This window comes from Streptosporangium sp. NPDC006007 (assembly GCF_040614315.1).
Classification (GTDB): domain Bacteria; phylum Actinomycetota; class Actinomycetes; order Streptosporangiales; family Streptosporangiaceae; genus Streptosporangium.
This window is the reverse complement of the sequence record NZ_JBEXUG010000003.1, coordinates 126,928-142,637: the sequence shown is the minus strand read 5'-3', so window position 1 is coordinate 142,637 and position 15,710 is coordinate 126,928. Positions and strand designations below refer to the sequence as shown.

The following is a 15,710-nucleotide window of genomic DNA, read 5'->3' as shown; positions in this document are numbered from 1 at the left end:
CGGCCCGGCCACACGGGCGAGTTCGTCGGGCGGATGCAGAAACGAGCGGGGAAACCGGTGACGTCCGGCGTGGAGATTGATCTACTGGAGGCATGGCACGCCATCTGATCCAGGGACGTGAGATCTCCACACCGGTGCGCATCCGGAATGCCACGGCGTGCAGCGCCTCCTACCTGGTCAGGGCGGACGCCGCCCGGGCGGTGATCGCCTACTCGGGGCTGGACGTGGCCGAGGTGCTGCCCGGCAAGGCCCTGTGCGTGCTGGGGTTCGCCGACTACGTCGACGGCGACCTGGACGCCTACCGGGAGTTCGGCGTCGCCTTTCTCATCCGGCCCGACACGGGGCCGCCACCCCGCCGGGGTCTGGGCGGTGGCCTGTCGGAGCTGCGCAGGACCGGAGCCGGGGCGTTCGTCCACTGGCTCCCCGTCGACCGGCGTTTCGCCCTGGAGGCGGGCCGCGCGATCTGGGGCCTCCCCACGGAACTGGCCGACATCGACCTGCGCCTGTCCTCCCCCTACAAGCGGTGCATCGTCCGCAAGGACGGCCGCCTGGTGCTGGACCTGCTCGTCAAGCCCGGCCTCCCGGTGCCCGCCGGCGGCGCGCTGGCCCCCGTCGACGCCTACACCCATCTGGACGGCGTCACCCGCCGCACCTCCTGGTCGATGTCCCCACGAAGGGTCCGCACCCGCCCCGGGGGCGCCCTGATCCGCCTGGGCAACCACCCGGTCGCCAAGGAGCTGAGCGAGCTCGGCCTGCCCAAACACGCGGTGATGACCGCCACGACCTCCCAGCTCACCATGTCCTTCGGCGAGGCCAAGGATCTCTAGGCCCGCCGGGCGGGGAAACCGGCGCTCCCGTCACCGGGAGTCCCGCCACCGCCGGGGCGTTTCCCGCACATCGTACGGACGACGCCTCCAGCGCGATCCCGTCCGCCCAAAGGGCTACGGAAACGTTCCGCGGTTGCTACATTACCTTCCGTCACCATGGGTTTACTCGCCGCACCGGCCTGGAGACCCGCCTCCCCCTCAGAAAGGACCCCGCATGCGCGGCATCGTGCGCCTGACCGTCCTGGCCCTGACCGTCGTCTGCACCTCGTCTGTGGCGCTGGCCGCCCCCGCCTCCGCCGACCCGGCTCCGCCCCTGGCGCCCGTCGCCACCTGCGGCACCACCACCGCCCTGACGGTCCTCAGAGTGGCCGACTCTCCCGACTGCTTCGGGTCCGACCCGGGCGAGTGGTAACAGCGGGAGGCCGGTGCGGCTCGGCGGCCCCACCGCCGAGTCCCCGCCTCCACGTCGAGAACACGCCGGTCCGGGGCGCGCGGGGAGTGGCGCGGGCGCGGAGCACCCCTCGCCGGGAGTGAGCGGTACGGCCCGGCCGGCGAGCGGGTCCTGAAGGGCGACCCCGGAGCGCTATCGGCTCTTCGTCGTCTTGGCGCGCATTCGCACGATGGCGCGGACCGTCAGCAGGGCGACGACGGCGACGAGCTGGCCGCCGAGGATGATGCGGTTGACATCGATCACGGGCTGCCAGCGGACGTGGGAGTCCTTGATGACGAACACACCGGCGGGTGTGACGCCGAGGCCGAACCCGCCTCCGGTCCCCTCCGAGGGGTGCTCGCCCTCCTGCTTTCCGCCCCCGCCGCCGCCCCCTCCGGCGACCCGGGCCACGGGGATGACCGTCACACCGTCCTGGGTGACGGGTTCACCGAAGACCCGCTTGACCGATGCGGTGTCCTGCACCTGGTCGATCATGTCTATGACGTCCACCGTGTCTGTTTCCCTTCCGACCGTTGCCACCTCCTCCAGGATCACGCGGAGCGGGGAAGGAGCAAAGGGACGAAGGTCCGGTTTCTCCGGCCGAAGGCCCTGTGGTCCCCGAGCCTCGCGGCCGGACGGGGCGTACGGGGGTCAGACAATCGGGGGACGGCCCAGGCGGAGCATGCGCCAGGCGGTCTTCCAGCCCATCGGACGACGTTCTCCGGCGGGTTCGCGGAGCCCCTCGGCGAAGCCGGTGAACCAGGCGCGCAGCGCGGTGCGGGAGCGCTCGCGGATCAGGGTGAGCACCATCCAGTTGAGGAGGTAGAGCGCGGCCAGCGGCCAGGGGAGGTTGCGGCGGGCCAGCCAGACGCGGTTGCGGGCGTTGAGACGGTAGAAGTCCGCGTGCCGGGTCGGCGGGACCTGCGGGTGATACATGACGGTCTGGGCGTCGTACTCGATGCGGTAGCCCTCGCCGAGCAGCCGCCAGGCCAGGTCGGTCTCCTCGTGCGCGTAGAAGAAACGCTCGGGGAGGCCGCCGACCTGGAGGAAGGCCGAGCGGCGGATGGCGCAGGCACCCCCCAGGAAGGTGGTGACCGGGGAGGACCTCTCCGGGTCGCCCGCGCGCAGGCGGGGGACGTGGCGGCGCTGGCCGACGCCGCCCTCGGGGTCCATGACGCGGAAGGAGATGACCGCGAGGTCGTGCTCGGTGGAGAAGCGCTCGCGCAGGTGGGAGACGACATCGGGCGAGGCGTACCAGCCGTCGTCGTCCAGGAAGAGGACCACGTCGCCCGAGCACTCCTCGACGCCGCGGTTGCGGCCCGCCGGGATGCCGGTGTTGTGGCTCAGCCGCACCGTCTTGATCGAGGCCGAGGAGCCCGCGGACACGCCGGCTGACAGCTCGGGGACGTCCGCGCCGTTGCCGACGATGACGACCTCCACGTCGCCGTCCGTCTGGTGCAGCGCGGACTCGACAGCCCGGTCCAGCTCGGGGACGCGGTTGCCCATGGTGAGGATGACGCACGAGATCTTCAACGGGTCATCGCCTTGACGCGTCGAGAGCACGTACGGAGCATACTTTCATGATCACCGAGTCTGCTGGGCGGGGCAATGCTGGCTTTGGTAACTCTTTCTGTTTTACCGAGAAATAAGCGTATCGGAACCGCAGGCGAACACCCACCAAATGGCAAGGTGTTCGCACCTACGACGCGCCGGCACGCCATTCGGTTCCTCATGAAAGCCGCCGGGAGGCCAGAATGCTCACCAGGTGCAGGGCCATCTGCACCACGGCGACCACGACACAGGCGACCGTGAGCACCCTGGTCGCGGCCAGTCCGCCGTTGAGCAGATCCCAGAGCGCGGCGATCACCACGAGGATGGAGAGCTCGACCGCCTGGACGACCCGGTGAAACCGCAGCGCCGCCGCGGCCCTGCGGGCCAGCCCCAGGCCGCGTGACCGGAACTGCTCGGCGGAGCTCTCGGTCGCCGCGACCAGGCCGGAGCGGGCGCGGGCCACGTCGACCAGGTCGGTCTCCGCCTTGATCAGGATGGCGCCGAGCGCGGCGGCGAAGCCCATCACGGTGTACCAGTCGGGCAGGATCTCCGACGCCCGGAAGCCCAGCCCGATGAGCAGCGCGGCCTCGGCGAAGTAGTGGCCGACCCGGTCGAGGTAGACGCCGGTGATGGAGGTCCTGCCGGTCCACCGCGCCAGCTCGCCGTCGGAGCAGTCCAGCAGCAGGTAGAGCTGGATCAGCAGGGCCGCGCCGACGGCGGCCCCGAGGCCGGGAAGCGCGAGGACCACGCCCGCCAGCACCCCGGACAGGATCATCAGCCAGGTGGTCTGGTTGGGGGTGATCGGCGTCTTGGCGAGGAACCAGGTGACGTAGATCGACAGCTTCCGCATGTAGAGCGAGCCGGCCCAGTGCTCGCCGCTGTTGCGGCCCATTGTCGAGTGCGGCTGGGCGACCGCACGGAACTCAGCGACCGACGGCCTGGACATAATCCCCCACCCGATCGCGAATCTCCGGCTCCGACAGGCGCAGGTGCTCCAGGATCGTGTAACGCCCTGGGCGGGTGGAGGGGGCCAGCATGACCGCCTCGGTGAACTGCCCCTCGGTCAGCCCCGCGTCGGCGGGGGTGACCGGCAGTTCGTGCCCGCGCAGGCAGCCGACGACCTGGGTCAGCCTCCGCGAGTCCTCGCGGAGGAAGAAACAGAAGGCGGCACCGATCCCGGCGAGCTCGCCGTGATTGGAGGTGCCGGGAAAAAGCTGATCCACGGCATGCAGGATCTCATGGTCTCCGCCGCTGGACGGACGGGAGGATCCGGCGACCACCATCGCCATGCCGGAAAGGATGAGCGCCTCGGCCAGCACGGTCAGGAAGGCGTCGGACTCGATCGAGTCGGCCCTGCCGACGACCGCCTCCGCCGCGGTGCGGGCCATCGCGCAGGCCAGGCCGTCGATCGGCTCGCCCCGCTCGGAGTTGCCCAGCTGCCAGTCCTCGATCGCCGACAGGTTGCTCACCACGTCGCCGACCCCGGAGCGGACCAGCGACGGGGGCGCGTCGTGGACGAAGTCCAGGTCCACCACGATGGCCAGCGGCATGGGCACTCCGAAGGAGCCCTTGCCGCCGTCGTGCGTCAGCGACGCCACCGGCGAGCAGATCCCGTCGTGCGACAGGTTGGTGGCCACCGCCACCATGGGGATCCCGGCGAGCGACGCGGCGTACTTGGTCGCGTCGATGGTCTTGCCGCCGCCGATGCCGACGACCGCCTCGTAGGCGCCCTTGCGCAGGTCGGCGCCGAGCGAGACCGCCGCGTCCACCGACCCGTCGGCCACCCGGAAGACCTGTGCCTCGCCGAGCGAGGGGGCGATCACCGAGGCGATCCTGTCCCCCTGGCTCGCGCCCACAGCCACCGCCACCCGCCCGGAGGTCGCCACCCGGCTGTCGGCGAGCAACGTGCCGAGCTGGGCGATCGCGCCCCGCCGCACCTCCATGGTCAGCGGGGCGGGCAGCATCCTGGCTAGTATCGGCACGCGATCTCCCGCGCCTTCGCCAGGTCGTCGTGGTTGTCGACCTCGACCCACGAGACCTCACCGATCGGGGCGACCGAGATCTTCTCGCCGCGGGCGACCAGTTCCTGGTAGCCGTCCTCGTAGTAGAGCTGCGGGTCGCGCTCGAAGGTGGCCTGGAGGGCGTCGGCGAGGCGGTCCCCGATGCCGGGGCGGATCAGGGTGGCGCCGATGTACTCGCCGGCGGCCTCGGCGGGGTCCATCAGCTTGGTGATCAGCTTGAGGTGGCCGTCCGCGTCGAGCGTGACCTTCATCTCCTCGTCGGCGAGTTTCTTCACATCGTCCACCGCGAGCAGGATGTCGCCGGTCGCCGGCGCGGCGAGCAGCGTCTCCTCGACCGAGACCGGGTGCACGGTGTCACCGTTGACCAGCAGAACCCCCTGGTCGAAGTAGTCGCGCGCGCACCACAGGGAGTAGGCGTTGTTCCACTCCTCGGCCTTGTCGTTGTGCACGAGGGTGAGCTTCACACCGTGCCGCCGCTCCAGCTCGGCCCTGCGCTCGTGTACGGCCCGCGCCTGGTAGCCGACGACGATCACGACGTCACGCAGGTCCGCCGCCGCGAGGTTCCGCAGCGAGATGTCCATGATCGTGATGTCTCCGTCGACCGGCACGAGCGCTTTGGGCAGCGTGTCGGTGTACGGCCGCAGGCGTCGTCCGGCCCCGGCGGCCAGCACCATTCCCAGCAACGTGCACTCCTCATTCAAAATTCAAGTGAGCCCCTCGACGGGCACTCCTAGGCCCCAAAGGTTAGTTGCCTTCGGACCCTGATCGTGTAATCAGAGGTCTGCCGGGTGTCCTCAATCGTGTGCTCCCAGATCCACGGCCTCCACCCCCGTCCTCGGCGCGGCCAGCCAGCAGGTGACACTCTCCCACCCGAACAGGCCCCACAGATACAGCGAGAGCAGCACGAAGAGGAACGTCACCTGCCCGGCGAGGGCGCCCAGCGCGATCAGCAGCATCCGCCCGTCCCAGCCGAGTCCGAAAGTGGACAGCCACGGCGGCGGGTAGACGCGCTGACGCAGCCGGTAGACGAGGTCGTAGTGGTGGAAGGCCATCGCGCCGAGCAGTACGAAGATCAACCAGGGGGGCACGTCGTGGGCGAACCCCACCGAGGCCACGAACCCGTACTCGGTCAGCCGCAGGATCGGCGGGACGAGCCAGTCGACCCGGCCGTCGTGCGGATGGGAGCTGCCCGGCCCGGCCAGCAGCAGCGCCACCGCCGGCGCGAACACCGCCAGGCCGTCCGACCCCGCCACGCCGACCATCAGCAGCACCCCGGTCACGAACATCCCGACCACCGCGGGCGGCAGCGGCGGCAGCTGCCCTGCCACCAGCGCGCCCATCGCCCGAGACAGCACCCCGTCGTCCCGGTAGGCCACGACGTTGCCGCGCGGCACCGGTGTCATGTGCACGGAAGCCATGCTCGGCCCCCTCTCCTCGCTCGTCTCGCGGACCGCCCGCCGTGCCTCGCCGTCCACCGGCCCCGGGCCCCGCCCCGGACCCGGACCCGATCCTCACCCCGGACCCGGCCGTCACCGAACCCGCCCGCCACGCTCATCGGCCGATCGACCTGCCGACCCGCCCGGCGAGGGTGTAGAGGGCGGCGACCGTGCCCCAGGTCAGCAGCGCGATGAAGGTCACCCGCGCGTTGAACACCGCCGCGGTCACCGCGATCAGGGCCATCCGCTCCCCGATGGGGAGCACGATGATCTTCTTGAACCAGCGGGTGGCCGAGTCCTGCTCCATGCGCCGCGACAGCCGCACGACCCAGTTGCCCGGATCGGCCCCGCCGCTGGAGACCGCCGGGTCCGGCGCGGGCCGGGCCGGAGAGGCCGAGGGCGCGGGAGACGCCGGGTGTCCGGGGGACGCCGGGGACGCCGGGGAGGCCGGTCGCGCGGAGGAGGTCGCGGAGGCCTGGGGCACCGTGACGTCGCCCCAGGCGGTCGGCGGGCCCGCCGTACCGGCCGGGCCCCGGCCCGCCCGGTCGGTGTCGGCGCGGGCCCCGGCATAGGAGAAGTCGATCATGTGGCGGAGCACCTGGAGGATCATCGCCGCCACCGCCAGCGCCCAGATGCCGTCCGGCCCGCCGCCCGAGTCGTCCAGCCCGGCCGCGTAGCCGAAGGCCAGGCCCACGTAGACGACGTACTCCTTGACCCGGTCGAAGGTGGCGTCCAGCCAGGCGCCGAGCGGGGAGAACGCCCGGGTGTAGCGGGCGAGCTGGCCGTCCACGCAGTCGAGCACGAACGACAGGTACAGCAGGACCGCCCCGGCGATCTGCGCCGGGCGGGTGCCGGCCGAGAACCAGATCGCGGCGAGCAGGGCCAGGCCGACGGAGATGCCGGTGACCGCGTTCGGCGTCAGGCCCAGCCAGGCCGCGGCCCTGACCAGGTGCGTGGACCAGGGGCTCACGAAGTGGGTGGTGAAGAAGCCGTCGTCGCTCTTGACCGTGGCGTGCAGCCGGGCGCGGCCCTCGTCCACCTCGCCCAGCCGCAGCGCGGCGGCGTCCGCCTCCGCCTGCCCGGTCACCCGGTCGCAGCGCAGCCGGCCGAGCCGGGCCGCGCGCACCGTGACCCCGGAACGGATCAGGCCGGCCAGGATCAGCTCGGTGGCCTCGACCGCGTGCGCGCCGTCGGCGCCGTCAGCCCCGTGGGTGGCGTGGGCGCCGTCGGCTGCGGCGGCGTCGGCTGCGGCGGCGTCGAACCTGCCGACCTCGGCCAGGTCAGCGAGCGTCTCCGCGGTCGCGGCCAGGGTCAGCAGGTCGGGCACGCCCACCTGGAGCACGCCCCTGAAGGTGCCGTTGACCCCGGTGACGTCCTGGAAGGGGGTGCCGGCAGCGGCCACCAGGCCCCTCTCGACGCGGACCGGCGGGCACAGCGGCCCGGACTCCCCGCCCCCCTTGGCCACGAGGGCGCCGGTGCCCCGGTCGGGATGCTCAAAGAGCAGGGCCAGCGCCTCGGTGTGGGCCACCAGGTCTCCGGCGACCACGGCCACCGGCCCCGTGGCCGTACGGGCGACCCGCGCGACCCTGCGCAGATCGTCGGCGAGGCCGTGCGAGCCCTCCGACCCGATCATGTAGGTGCCGCCGGGGGCGTGGATGACGTCGCTGGATCGGGCGATCACGTGCACGTCCCCGGTGGAGAGCGTGACGAGCTGGTCGGTCAGCCGATCGAGCAGCGTGCCGTCGGCACGGCGCAGCCCGGCCGCCGCGGTGGTGGCGAGCACGACGGCGGCGGTCTGGGAGGGGACGGGTGGCATGGAGGGCGTGGAAGACATAGAGGGCATGGAAGGTTCAGACTGCGCGAAAGCATCAGATTCCTGCAAATCGGGCTCCTTCGTATCCGACGGGGTAACCGTACGAATCGGGGAGTGCGCACTTAGCGTAGCGAGATCTTGACTGCATAGCACGGGACCGCGACCTGCGATCGGGTAGTCAACCGTTACGCTCGCCGTATCCGGACCGTTGAAGGAAGCTGACCTTGGCCGCTGTTGAACCACGTCTACGCACCGTCGGGGTCGTTCTGGCCGGCGGAGTCGGCCAGCGGGTCGGCCTCAACACTCCCAAACAGCTCCTCAAGATCGCCGGAAAGACGATTCTGGAGCACACCCTCGCCGTGTTCAACGCCGCCCCGGAGATCGACGAGATCATCGTGCTGATGACCCCGGGTTTCACCGAGGACGTCGAGCGGCTCGTCGCCCGCAACGGCTTCAGAAAGGTCGGCAAGATCCTGGAGGGGGGCGCGAGCCGTACCGACACGACCTGGCGGGCGCTGAAGGCACTGGGAACCCAGGAGTGCGACGTGCTTCTGCACGACGCCGTACGGCCGCTGCTGGAACCCCGGATCATCACCGAGTGCGTGGAGGCCCTGAAGGTCTACTCGGCCGTGGACGTGGCGATCCCGAGCTCGGACACGATCGTGGTGGCCGCCCCCGGACCGCGCGGGGAGATCATCCGCGACATCCCGGAGAGGTCCAGGCTGCGGCGCGGCCAGACCCCGCAGTGCTTCCGGCTCTCGGTGATCCGCGAGGCCTACGAGCGGGCGTTCGCCGACCCCGGCTTCGACCGGCAGCCGCCCACCGACGACTGCGGCGTGGTGCTGCGCTACCTGCCCGACGTGCCGATCTACATCGTGCCGGGCAGCGAGCACAACATGAAGGTCACCCACCCGGTGGACGTGTTCATCGCCGACAAGCTCTTCCAGCTCGCCGCGGGCGACGCCCCCTCGCACTCCTCCCTCGCCTACCGGGAGGCGATGGAGGGCAGGACCGTGGTCGTCTTCGGCGGCAGCTACGGCATCGGCGCCGACGTGGTGAGCCTGACCGAACGGCACGGCGCCGAGGTGTTCTCCTTCTCCCGGTCGCTGAACGGGGTACGGGTCGAGGACCCCCAGGCGGTGAGCGACGCCCTCGCGCACGCGGCCAAGGAGACCGGCCGGGTGGACTACGTGGTCAACACGGCCGGAGTGCTGCACATGGGCAAGCTGGGCGAGGTGAACGACGGCACGATCGCCGAGACCGTCGGCGTGAACTACCTCGGCCCGATCAACATCGCCAGGGCCGCCATCCCCCACCTCCGCGAGACCCGGGGCCACCTGCTGCTGTACACCTCCTCCTCCTACACGCGGGGCCGGGCCGACTACAGCCTCTACTCCTCGTCGAAGGCCGCCGTGGTCAACCTGACCCAGGCGCTCGGCGACGAGTGGGCCGAGTACGGCGTCCGGGTCAACTGCGTCAACCCGGAGCGGACCAGCACGCCGATGCGGATCCGCGCCTTCGGGGAGGAGCCCGCGCACACCCTGCTGTCCCCGCGCGCCGTCGCCCAGACCTCGCTGGACGTGCTCATCTCCGACCTCACCGGACAGGTGATCGACGTCCGGCTCGGCGGCCCGTGACCGTTCGGCGGGGCGCGGCGGCACGACGGGTGGCGGGGCGGGGGTGACGGGGCGGGCGAAAAAAGGTGCATAACCCTCTGTCACCGCACGTCGCCCCCCAGACCACGCCGGAGACACCCATCTATCACCCATCCATCACTTCAACGGACATGTGACACAGCGCGCCTACCAGGGTAAACACCGGTACACAGGTTAGCGTCAGAGGATGAAGCATGACCTTCGTCCACTTATGGTGTGCGCTGCTGTGCTTGGCTGGTATCCGCTACTGATCGTCACCGCCCTGGGGCCCCGGCCGTGGCCGTTCACGGTGTTCTGCGCCCTCTCCTACGCGGCGGAGATCGCCGCCAGGCGATACGCCCGCTCGCCGGTCGATCTGCTGAACAGGGTGCACCTGGGTGTCACGTTGCGGTTCGCGATCCGCGAGACGGCCGCGATCCTCCTGGCCGCCCGTACGGCGGGCACCGACTCGCCCTGGTTCGCGGCCCTGGTCCTGGGACTGCTGGCCTTGCACGGCCTGCGGGCGGCGCAGACCGGGATGGCGTTCCACTACAACCGCACCCTCACCCAGCTGCCGGTGCTGACCCGCAACCTCGACGCCGTGCGGCTCCCCGCGCCGCCGTGGAACGTCCTGGTCAACTACCAGGGGATGCGCCTCCTCTACCTCGACGTACTGCCGGTCGGCGGCGCGGCCCTGGGCGCGGCGCTCGGCGCCGACCACCTGGGCGCGGCGGGGGCGGCGCTCGGGCTGCTCCTGGGCCTGGCGGCCGTGACCGGACTCCTGCCCCACCTGCGCCGGATCCGGCCGCTTCACGACAGCGCCGCCGTGCTGAAGGCGGTGAACGAACGCCTCACGGAGTACTCACCCGAGGTGATCCTGTACTTCTCGGGGCCGAACGACTCGGCCTACCAGGCCGCCATGTGGCTCCGTCCGCTGGAGCGGATCGACCGGCGGACCGTGGTGGTGCTGCGGGAACGGGACATGCTCCACCTGCTGACCGACACCTCGCTGCCGGTGGTCTGCATCCCGGCCGCGGCCGACCTGATGAGCTTCGGGGCGCTCGACGCGGCGCGGCTGTGCCTGTACCCGTCCAACGTCGGGAAGAACATCCACATGCTCCGCATCCAGGGGATGCGCAGCGTCTTCCTGGGCCACGGGGACAGCGACAAGGAGGCGTCGTTCAACCCGTTCACCAAGGTCTACGACGAGGTCTGGGTGGCCGGGCAGGCGGGCCGCGACCGCTATCTCCGCGCCCGGGTGGGCGTCCGCGACGAGGACATCCACGAGGTGGGCCGTCCCCAGCTCACCGGGATCCACACCGCCGGGCCCGGCTTGCCGTACCGCACGGTGCTCTACGCGCCCACCTGGGAGGGGTGGACCGACGACCTGTTCCACACCTCGATCATCACCATGGGCCCGGCGATCGTCCGCGCCCTGCTCGCCCACTCACCCCCGGTGCGGGTCATCTACAAGCCACACCCGCTGACCGGCTACCGCAACGTCGCCGCGCGCCGCGCGCACCAGCGGATCCAGGCGCTGCTGAGGGCCGCGGAACTGTCCCGGTCGATCGCCCGCCACCCGGCCGGGTCCAGCAGCACCGGACTCCTGCGGCACCTGACCGTCATCGACGCGGAACCGGCCCTCTACGACTGCTTCAACCAGGCCGACCTTCTGATCACCGACATCTCCAGCGTGGTGGCGGACTTCATCGCCAGCGGCAAGCCGTACATGGTGACCAACGTGGCGGGGATGTCCGAGGAGTCGTTCCGCGAGCGCTATCCGAGCACGGAGGCCGGTTACCCGCTCACCAAGGGGCTGAGCGAGCTGCGCGCCGTACTCCTGGCACTGGAGCAGGGCGGGGAGGACCCGCTGGCGGCCACCCGCCGCAAACTCAAGAGCTATCTGCTGGGCCCCGACCACCCGGACGCCATGACCCGTTTCAACGACGCGGTGAACGGCGCCTGGGAGCGCGCCGCCCCCTCGGACGGCTGAGGTCCCGGATCAGCCGGGCTCCCGCTCCGGCCGCTCCGGCTTGCCGAGACTCCTCGGGCTGGTCAGAAAGCCCCACCCCCACGACATGTGCATGGTGGCGTAGACCAGCGGCAGCCGGACGAGCGCCCCGGCGGGCAGACCACTGCCGGTGACCACGGCCCCGGCCAGGATCGCCGCCGCGTATCCGCCCGGGATCAGCAGGCCGGGCCAGCAGAACGGCGAGACGAGCAGACCGGCGACGATGGCCAGCACGGCCGCCGGAGGGGCCAGGTAGCGCAGGTTGATCGTGCCCTCGTGGGTGCGGGCGACCACCCGCCGCCAGCGGCCGTAGTGGAAGTACTGCTTGGCCAGGGCCTTGATGGTGGGCCTGGGCCGGTAGGAGACGCGCATGCGGGGCTGGAACCAGACCAGGCCGCCCGTCTCGCGGATGCGGTGGTTCATCTCCCAGTCCTGCGCCCGCTGGAAATGCTCGTCGTAGCCGCCGACGCGCTCCAGCGCCTCACGGCGGAACACTCCGAGATAGACCGTGTCGGCCGGCCCCGCGGTGCCGCCGGTGTGGAACCTGGCCCCGCCGACACCGATCCTGGAGGTCATCGCGCGGGCCACGGCCTGCTCGAACGTCGTGACGCCCTCGGCCGCCATGACGCCGCCGACGTTGTCGGCCCCGGTCTCCTCCAGCGTCTCCACCGCGACCCGGAGGTAGTCCTCGGGGAGCATGGCGTGGCCGTCCACCCGGGCGATGATCCCGTTGCGGGACGCGGCGATGGCCGCGTTGAGCGCGTGAGGAGTGCGCCCCGTCGGATTCGGGACCACGGTCACCCGTGGGTCCTCGGCCGCTATCGCGTCGGCGACCTCCTGGGTGCGGTCGCGCGAGGGGCCGATCGCGAGCACGACCTCGATCGGTCCCGCGTAGTGCTGCGACAGGACCTGGCGCACCGCCTCCCGAAGATGGCGCTCCTCGTTCAGCACCGGGATGACGATGGAGATGGGCGGCCAGACACGTGTCTCGGGAGACGACGCCGGCGCGGGCGAGTCGGGGAACTGCTTCATGGCGTCGCTCACGCTACTGTACGGACGGGTACCTGATCGACCCAGCTGGAGCCTAGGGGGCCACGCATGCGCGACCCGCAAGAGGACGACTTGGGTGTGCGCGTGGGCGGCGACGCCTACGGGAACGTCCGGGTGAATCCCCGGCGAGAGCGCAGGTCCGCCCGGGGCGCCCGTTCCCGGCGGCGCGGCCTGATCGCCGCCGGCGCCCTCTCCTGCCTGGTGCTGGGCGGCTCGGGGACGACGTGGGCGCTGACCAGCTACGTGGGCACCAACATCGAGTCGGTCGACGCGGACGTGGCGGGGTCCGACGCCAAGGGCGCCATGAACATCCTGCTCGTCGGCGTGGACCGGCGCGACAACCTCTCCCGCCGCCAGCAGAACCAGCTCAAGCTGGGCCGCGAGAGCGGCGAGCGCACCGACACCATGATGCTGCTCCACCTGTCGGAGGACCACACCAGGGTCACCGTGGTCAGCCTCCCCCGCGACACCTGGACGACCATCCCCGGCCAGGGCATGCACAAGATCAACGCCGCCTATCAGTTCGGCGGCCCGAAACTCGCCGTACAGACCGTCCGGAACGCCACCGGGCTGACCGTCAACCACTACATCGAGGTCAACGTCCTCGGCTTCATCCAGGTGGTCGACTCACTGGGCGGCGTCTCGGTCTGCACCCCCGTCGCCATCGACGACCCGAAGACCGCGCTCAAACTCCAGCCGGGCACCTACTCCCTCGACGGCACCAGGGCCCTCGCCTACGCCCGCACCCGGGCCACCGCCCGCTCCGACCTGGACCGCATCGACCGCCAGCAGCAGGTCATCTCGGCCCTGCTGCACCAGGCCCTGAGCGGCGGCACACTGGCCAACCCCGTCAAGCTCGCCGCGTTCGTCAACAGCACCCTCGGCACGCTCCGGGTGGACGACGCGCTCCGCAAGGACCTGCTCGGCCTGGCCGACCAGCTCAAGGACGTCTCCACCGACGACGTGACCTTCGCGACGGTCCCGCTCGCCGACGTCGACTACAAGACGCCGACCGGCGAGTCCGCCGTACTGTGGGACAAGAAGGCCGCCGCCGACCTGTTCCGCCGGATCGGCGCCGACGAGCCGCTCATCAAACCCGCCAAGCCCACGACGAGCCCGGCCGCCACACCGTCGGCGACGCCGAAGGCCACCCCCTCCCCCACGACCACCCCGCTGACCGTGCCGCCCGCGCGCATCTCCGTCAAGGTGCTCAACGGCACCCTGATCACCGGCCTCGGGGCGCGGACGAGAGCCGATCTGCGGAAGGCCGGCTTCCTGGTCCCCGAGGGCGCCGGCGACACCAGGGAGAGAGATCACGACAAGACCCTCATCCGGTACGGCCCGGCCCGCGAGGACTCCGCGCGGACCCTGGCCTCCGCGCTGCCGGGGGCCGAGACGCGGCTGGTCGACAACCTGGGCGACCGGATCGAGGTGGTCGTCGGCCGGAAGTACTCGGGGGCCAGGAAGGTCACCGTCAAGGCGACCCCCACCGCGACGCCGAGCGCCACGGCCACCACCCCGGCCGCCGACCCCGCGGCCAGGACCGCGACCCAGAACATCTGCAAGAAATGACCTCCTCCCCACGCCTGAGGGCGAAGGTCTCATTCAGGGGGTCTGGACGAGCCGGGCATCCGGCGACCGCCCGCCGGGGCGGGTAAGCCCCGATCGCGACGCCGGCCTCCGCCCTCCGGAGGCGGCGCGGTAACGATCGGGGCACGCGGTAACCCGGGGCCGGGGTCGGACACGTCCGCTACGTGTGAAATTCGCGGGACACGACGTCGAGGCCGCCACCGAACGGCGCATGGCCAGAATGATCATCTATGCCCGGGTGGGGACCACGGCCTTTCTCCTGGTCCCGCTGACCTCCTGGCACCGGCTGGTGACACCGGCCGCGGCTCTCACCGCGACGGCCGCGGCCGTCGCGGAGGCCGGATGGTTCGCCCACCGGGCCTGGCGTACCGGCACGCTGCACGACCCCCTCCTGGTCTGGGCCGACGTGCTGGTGAGCCTCGTCGTGATGGCGGTCGGCTCACGTGCCGCCCTGCCGTACGAACGCAACGTGGTCATGACGGCCCTGCTGCCGTTCTCGCTGGCCACCTCGGCGGTTCTCGGCCTGGGGCTGGGCTGGAGCCGCCACGCCGCGGCGGCGGTGACGGTGCTCGCCGCCGTCTGGACCGCCGCCATCCATCCGAACATCACCCAGAAGCTGCTCTCGGACCTGCTGGGCTTCGCGCTCTGGTTCCTGATCGCGGTGCTGATCGGCCGGGAGCTGCGCGGCCTGGCCGCGCAGACGGTGCGGGCGCAGCGGCTGGCCGAGGAGGGGCAGCGGCTGCTGGCCGAGTACGAACGCCGCCAGGAGTCGCTACGCCAGCGCGAATCGGCTCACCGGGCGATCCACGACGATCTGCTGCCGATCGTGGAACGGGTCGCGGGCAGCCCGCTGCTGGACCCGTCCACCGCGCGCGCCGCCCGCCGCGCCGCCCAGCGGGCCAGGCGGTTCATCACAGACGAGCAGACCACCGCGTTCGCCGACCTGATGGCGGAGGTCGTGGAGAGCGCCGCCGACCTGGACCTTGAGCTCACCCACGTCCTGCGGATGCGCGCCGACCCGCCGCCGGAGGTCGGCCGGGTGCTCGCCTCGGCGGCCCGCGAGGCGCTGAACAACGTCGCCCGGCACGCCGGCAACCCGCGGGGCGTGCACCTCTACGCGGTGGCGGACGACGACGGGGTGGTCATCGTCGTACGGGACCGGGGCCGCGGCTTCTCCCCGGGGCCGGCACATCACGGCGGCGGGATGTCGCGGAGCTTCGCCGCCGTCGAACGGCACGGCGGCGGCTACGAGATCGACTCGCCGCCGGGCGGCGGCACCAAGGTCACCATCCGCTGGCGGCGGCCCACGCGGGGAGAAGAACTGTGAGCCGGATCGGGGAGAGGGAC

At 71.4% G+C, this 15,710-nt stretch carries 14 protein-coding genes; 6 read left to right on the top strand and 8 right to left on the bottom strand.

Annotated elements, in window-relative coordinates; genetic code table 11:
• The first annotated feature begins 92 nt into the window (after positions 1-92).
• Entirely contained in the window at positions 93-827 is a 735-nt protein-coding gene (locus ABZ194_RS03615) for an acetoacetate decarboxylase family protein (protein WP_355591859.1), read from the top strand.
• A gap of 214 nt (positions 828-1,041) precedes the next feature.
• Positions 1,042-1,239, top strand: coding sequence for a hypothetical protein (locus ABZ194_RS03610; protein WP_355591856.1), 198 nt, complete (start codon positions 1,042-1,044; stop codon positions 1,237-1,239).
• 171 nt (positions 1,240-1,410) lie between these two features.
• On the opposite strand, the gene ABZ194_RS03605 is transcribed toward ABZ194_RS03610, so the two are convergent.
• The 7 genes from ABZ194_RS03605 to ABZ194_RS03575 form a co-directional block, all read right to left on the bottom strand.
• Positions 1,411-1,767, bottom strand: a complete 357-nt coding sequence (locus ABZ194_RS03605) for a spore germination protein GerW family protein (protein WP_355591853.1) — start codon at positions 1,765-1,767, stop codon at positions 1,411-1,413.
• 141 nt (positions 1,768-1,908) lie between these two features.
• The gene (locus ABZ194_RS03600; protein ID WP_355592176.1) at positions 1,909-2,790 is read right to left on the bottom strand and encodes a glycosyltransferase; all 882 of its coding nucleotides are present in this window, start codon (positions 2,788-2,790) and stop codon (positions 1,909-1,911) included.
• 196 nt (positions 2,791-2,986) lie between these two features.
• Positions 2,987-3,754 (bottom strand): CDP-alcohol phosphatidyltransferase family protein, encoded by a 768-nt coding sequence (locus ABZ194_RS03595; protein WP_355591850.1) that lies wholly within the window; start codon positions 3,752-3,754, stop codon positions 2,987-2,989.
• Positions 3,732-4,772, bottom strand: coding sequence for an iron-containing alcohol dehydrogenase family protein (locus ABZ194_RS03590; protein WP_355592174.1), 1,041 nt, complete (start codon positions 4,770-4,772; stop codon positions 3,732-3,734). Before ABZ194_RS03590 ends, ABZ194_RS03595 begins: the two co-directional genes overlap by 23 nt.
• 5 nt (positions 4,773-4,777) lie before the next feature.
• Positions 4,778-5,512, bottom strand: a complete 735-nt coding sequence (locus tag ABZ194_RS03585; protein WP_355591847.1) for a phosphocholine cytidylyltransferase family protein — start codon at positions 5,510-5,512, stop codon at positions 4,778-4,780.
• A gap of 111 nt (positions 5,513-5,623) precedes the next feature.
• Positions 5,624-6,247, bottom strand: coding sequence for a DUF5941 domain-containing protein (locus ABZ194_RS03580; RefSeq protein ID WP_355591844.1), 624 nt, complete (start codon positions 6,245-6,247; stop codon positions 5,624-5,626).
• 133 nt (positions 6,248-6,380) lie between these two features.
• Positions 6,381-8,099 carry a CDP-alcohol phosphatidyltransferase family protein gene (locus tag ABZ194_RS03575; protein WP_355591841.1) on the bottom strand — a complete coding sequence of 573 codons (1,719 nt, stop codon included), beginning with the start codon at positions 8,097-8,099 and terminating at the stop codon, positions 6,381-6,383.
• 203 nt (positions 8,100-8,302) lie between these two features.
• On the opposite strand from ABZ194_RS03575, the gene ABZ194_RS03570 reads away from it, so the two are divergent.
• Together ABZ194_RS03570 and ABZ194_RS03565 are read left to right on the top strand one after the other, a co-directional pair.
• Complete coding sequence (locus ABZ194_RS03570; RefSeq protein ID WP_355591838.1) at positions 8,303-9,715, top strand: bifunctional cytidylyltransferase/SDR family oxidoreductase; 1,413 nt, start codon at positions 8,303-8,305, stop codon at positions 9,713-9,715.
• Positions 9,716-9,920: 205 nt separating this feature from the next.
• Positions 9,921-11,705, top strand: coding sequence for a CDP-glycerol glycerophosphotransferase family protein (locus ABZ194_RS03565; RefSeq protein WP_355591835.1), 1,785 nt, complete (start codon positions 9,921-9,923; stop codon positions 11,703-11,705).
• 9 nt (positions 11,706-11,714) lie between these two features.
• On the opposite strand, the gene ABZ194_RS03560 is transcribed toward ABZ194_RS03565, so the two are convergent.
• Positions 11,715-12,755 (bottom strand): glycosyltransferase family 2 protein, encoded by a 1,041-nt coding sequence (locus ABZ194_RS03560; protein ID WP_355592172.1) that lies wholly within the window; start codon positions 12,753-12,755, stop codon positions 11,715-11,717.
• A 66-nt stretch (positions 12,756-12,821) separates the two neighbouring features.
• On the opposite strand from ABZ194_RS03560, the gene ABZ194_RS03555 reads away from it, so the two are divergent.
• On the top strand, positions 12,822-14,345 hold the full coding sequence (locus ABZ194_RS03555) for an LCP family protein (RefSeq protein ID WP_355591832.1): 1,524 nt from the start codon (positions 12,822-12,824) through the stop codon (positions 14,343-14,345).
• Positions 14,346-14,529: 184 nt separating this feature from the next.
• On the top strand, positions 14,530-15,690 hold the full coding sequence (locus ABZ194_RS03550; protein ID WP_355591829.1) for an ATP-binding protein: 1,161 nt from the start codon (positions 14,530-14,532) through the stop codon (positions 15,688-15,690).
• The last annotated feature ends 20 nt before the right edge of the window (positions 15,691-15,710 follow it).

Bases quoted from the DNA above. Each gene is read 5' to 3' on its own strand.
- ABZ194_RS03595 (WP_355591850.1), bottom strand. From the start codon at position 3,754: ATGTCCAGGCCGTCGGTCGCTGAGTTCCGTGCGGTCGCCCAGCCGCAC.
- ABZ194_RS03615 (WP_355591859.1), top strand. From the start codon at position 93: ATGGCACGCCATCTGATCCAGGGACGTGAGATCTCCACACCGGTGCGC.
- ABZ194_RS03580 (WP_355591844.1), bottom strand. From the start codon at position 6,247: ATGGCTTCCGTGCACATGACACCGGTGCCGCGCGGCAACGTCGTGGCC.
- ABZ194_RS03555 (WP_355591832.1), top strand. From the start codon at position 12,822: ATGCGCGACCCGCAAGAGGACGACTTGGGTGTGCGCGTGGGCGGCGAC.
- ABZ194_RS03560 (WP_355592172.1), bottom strand. From the start codon at position 12,755: ATGAAGCAGTTCCCCGACTCGCCCGCGCCGGCGTCGTCTCCCGAGACA.
- ABZ194_RS03610 (WP_355591856.1), top strand. From the start codon at position 1,042: ATGCGCGGCATCGTGCGCCTGACCGTCCTGGCCCTGACCGTCGTCTGC.
- ABZ194_RS03565 (WP_355591835.1), top strand. From the start codon at position 9,921: ATGAAGCATGACCTTCGTCCACTTATGGTGTGCGCTGCTGTGCTTGGC.
- ABZ194_RS03575 (WP_355591841.1), bottom strand. From the start codon at position 8,099: ATGTCTTCCACGCCCTCCATGCCACCCGTCCCCTCCCAGACCGCCGCC.
- ABZ194_RS03590 (WP_355592174.1), bottom strand. From the start codon at position 4,772: ATGCTGCCCGCCCCGCTGACCATGGAGGTGCGGCGGGGCGCGATCGCC.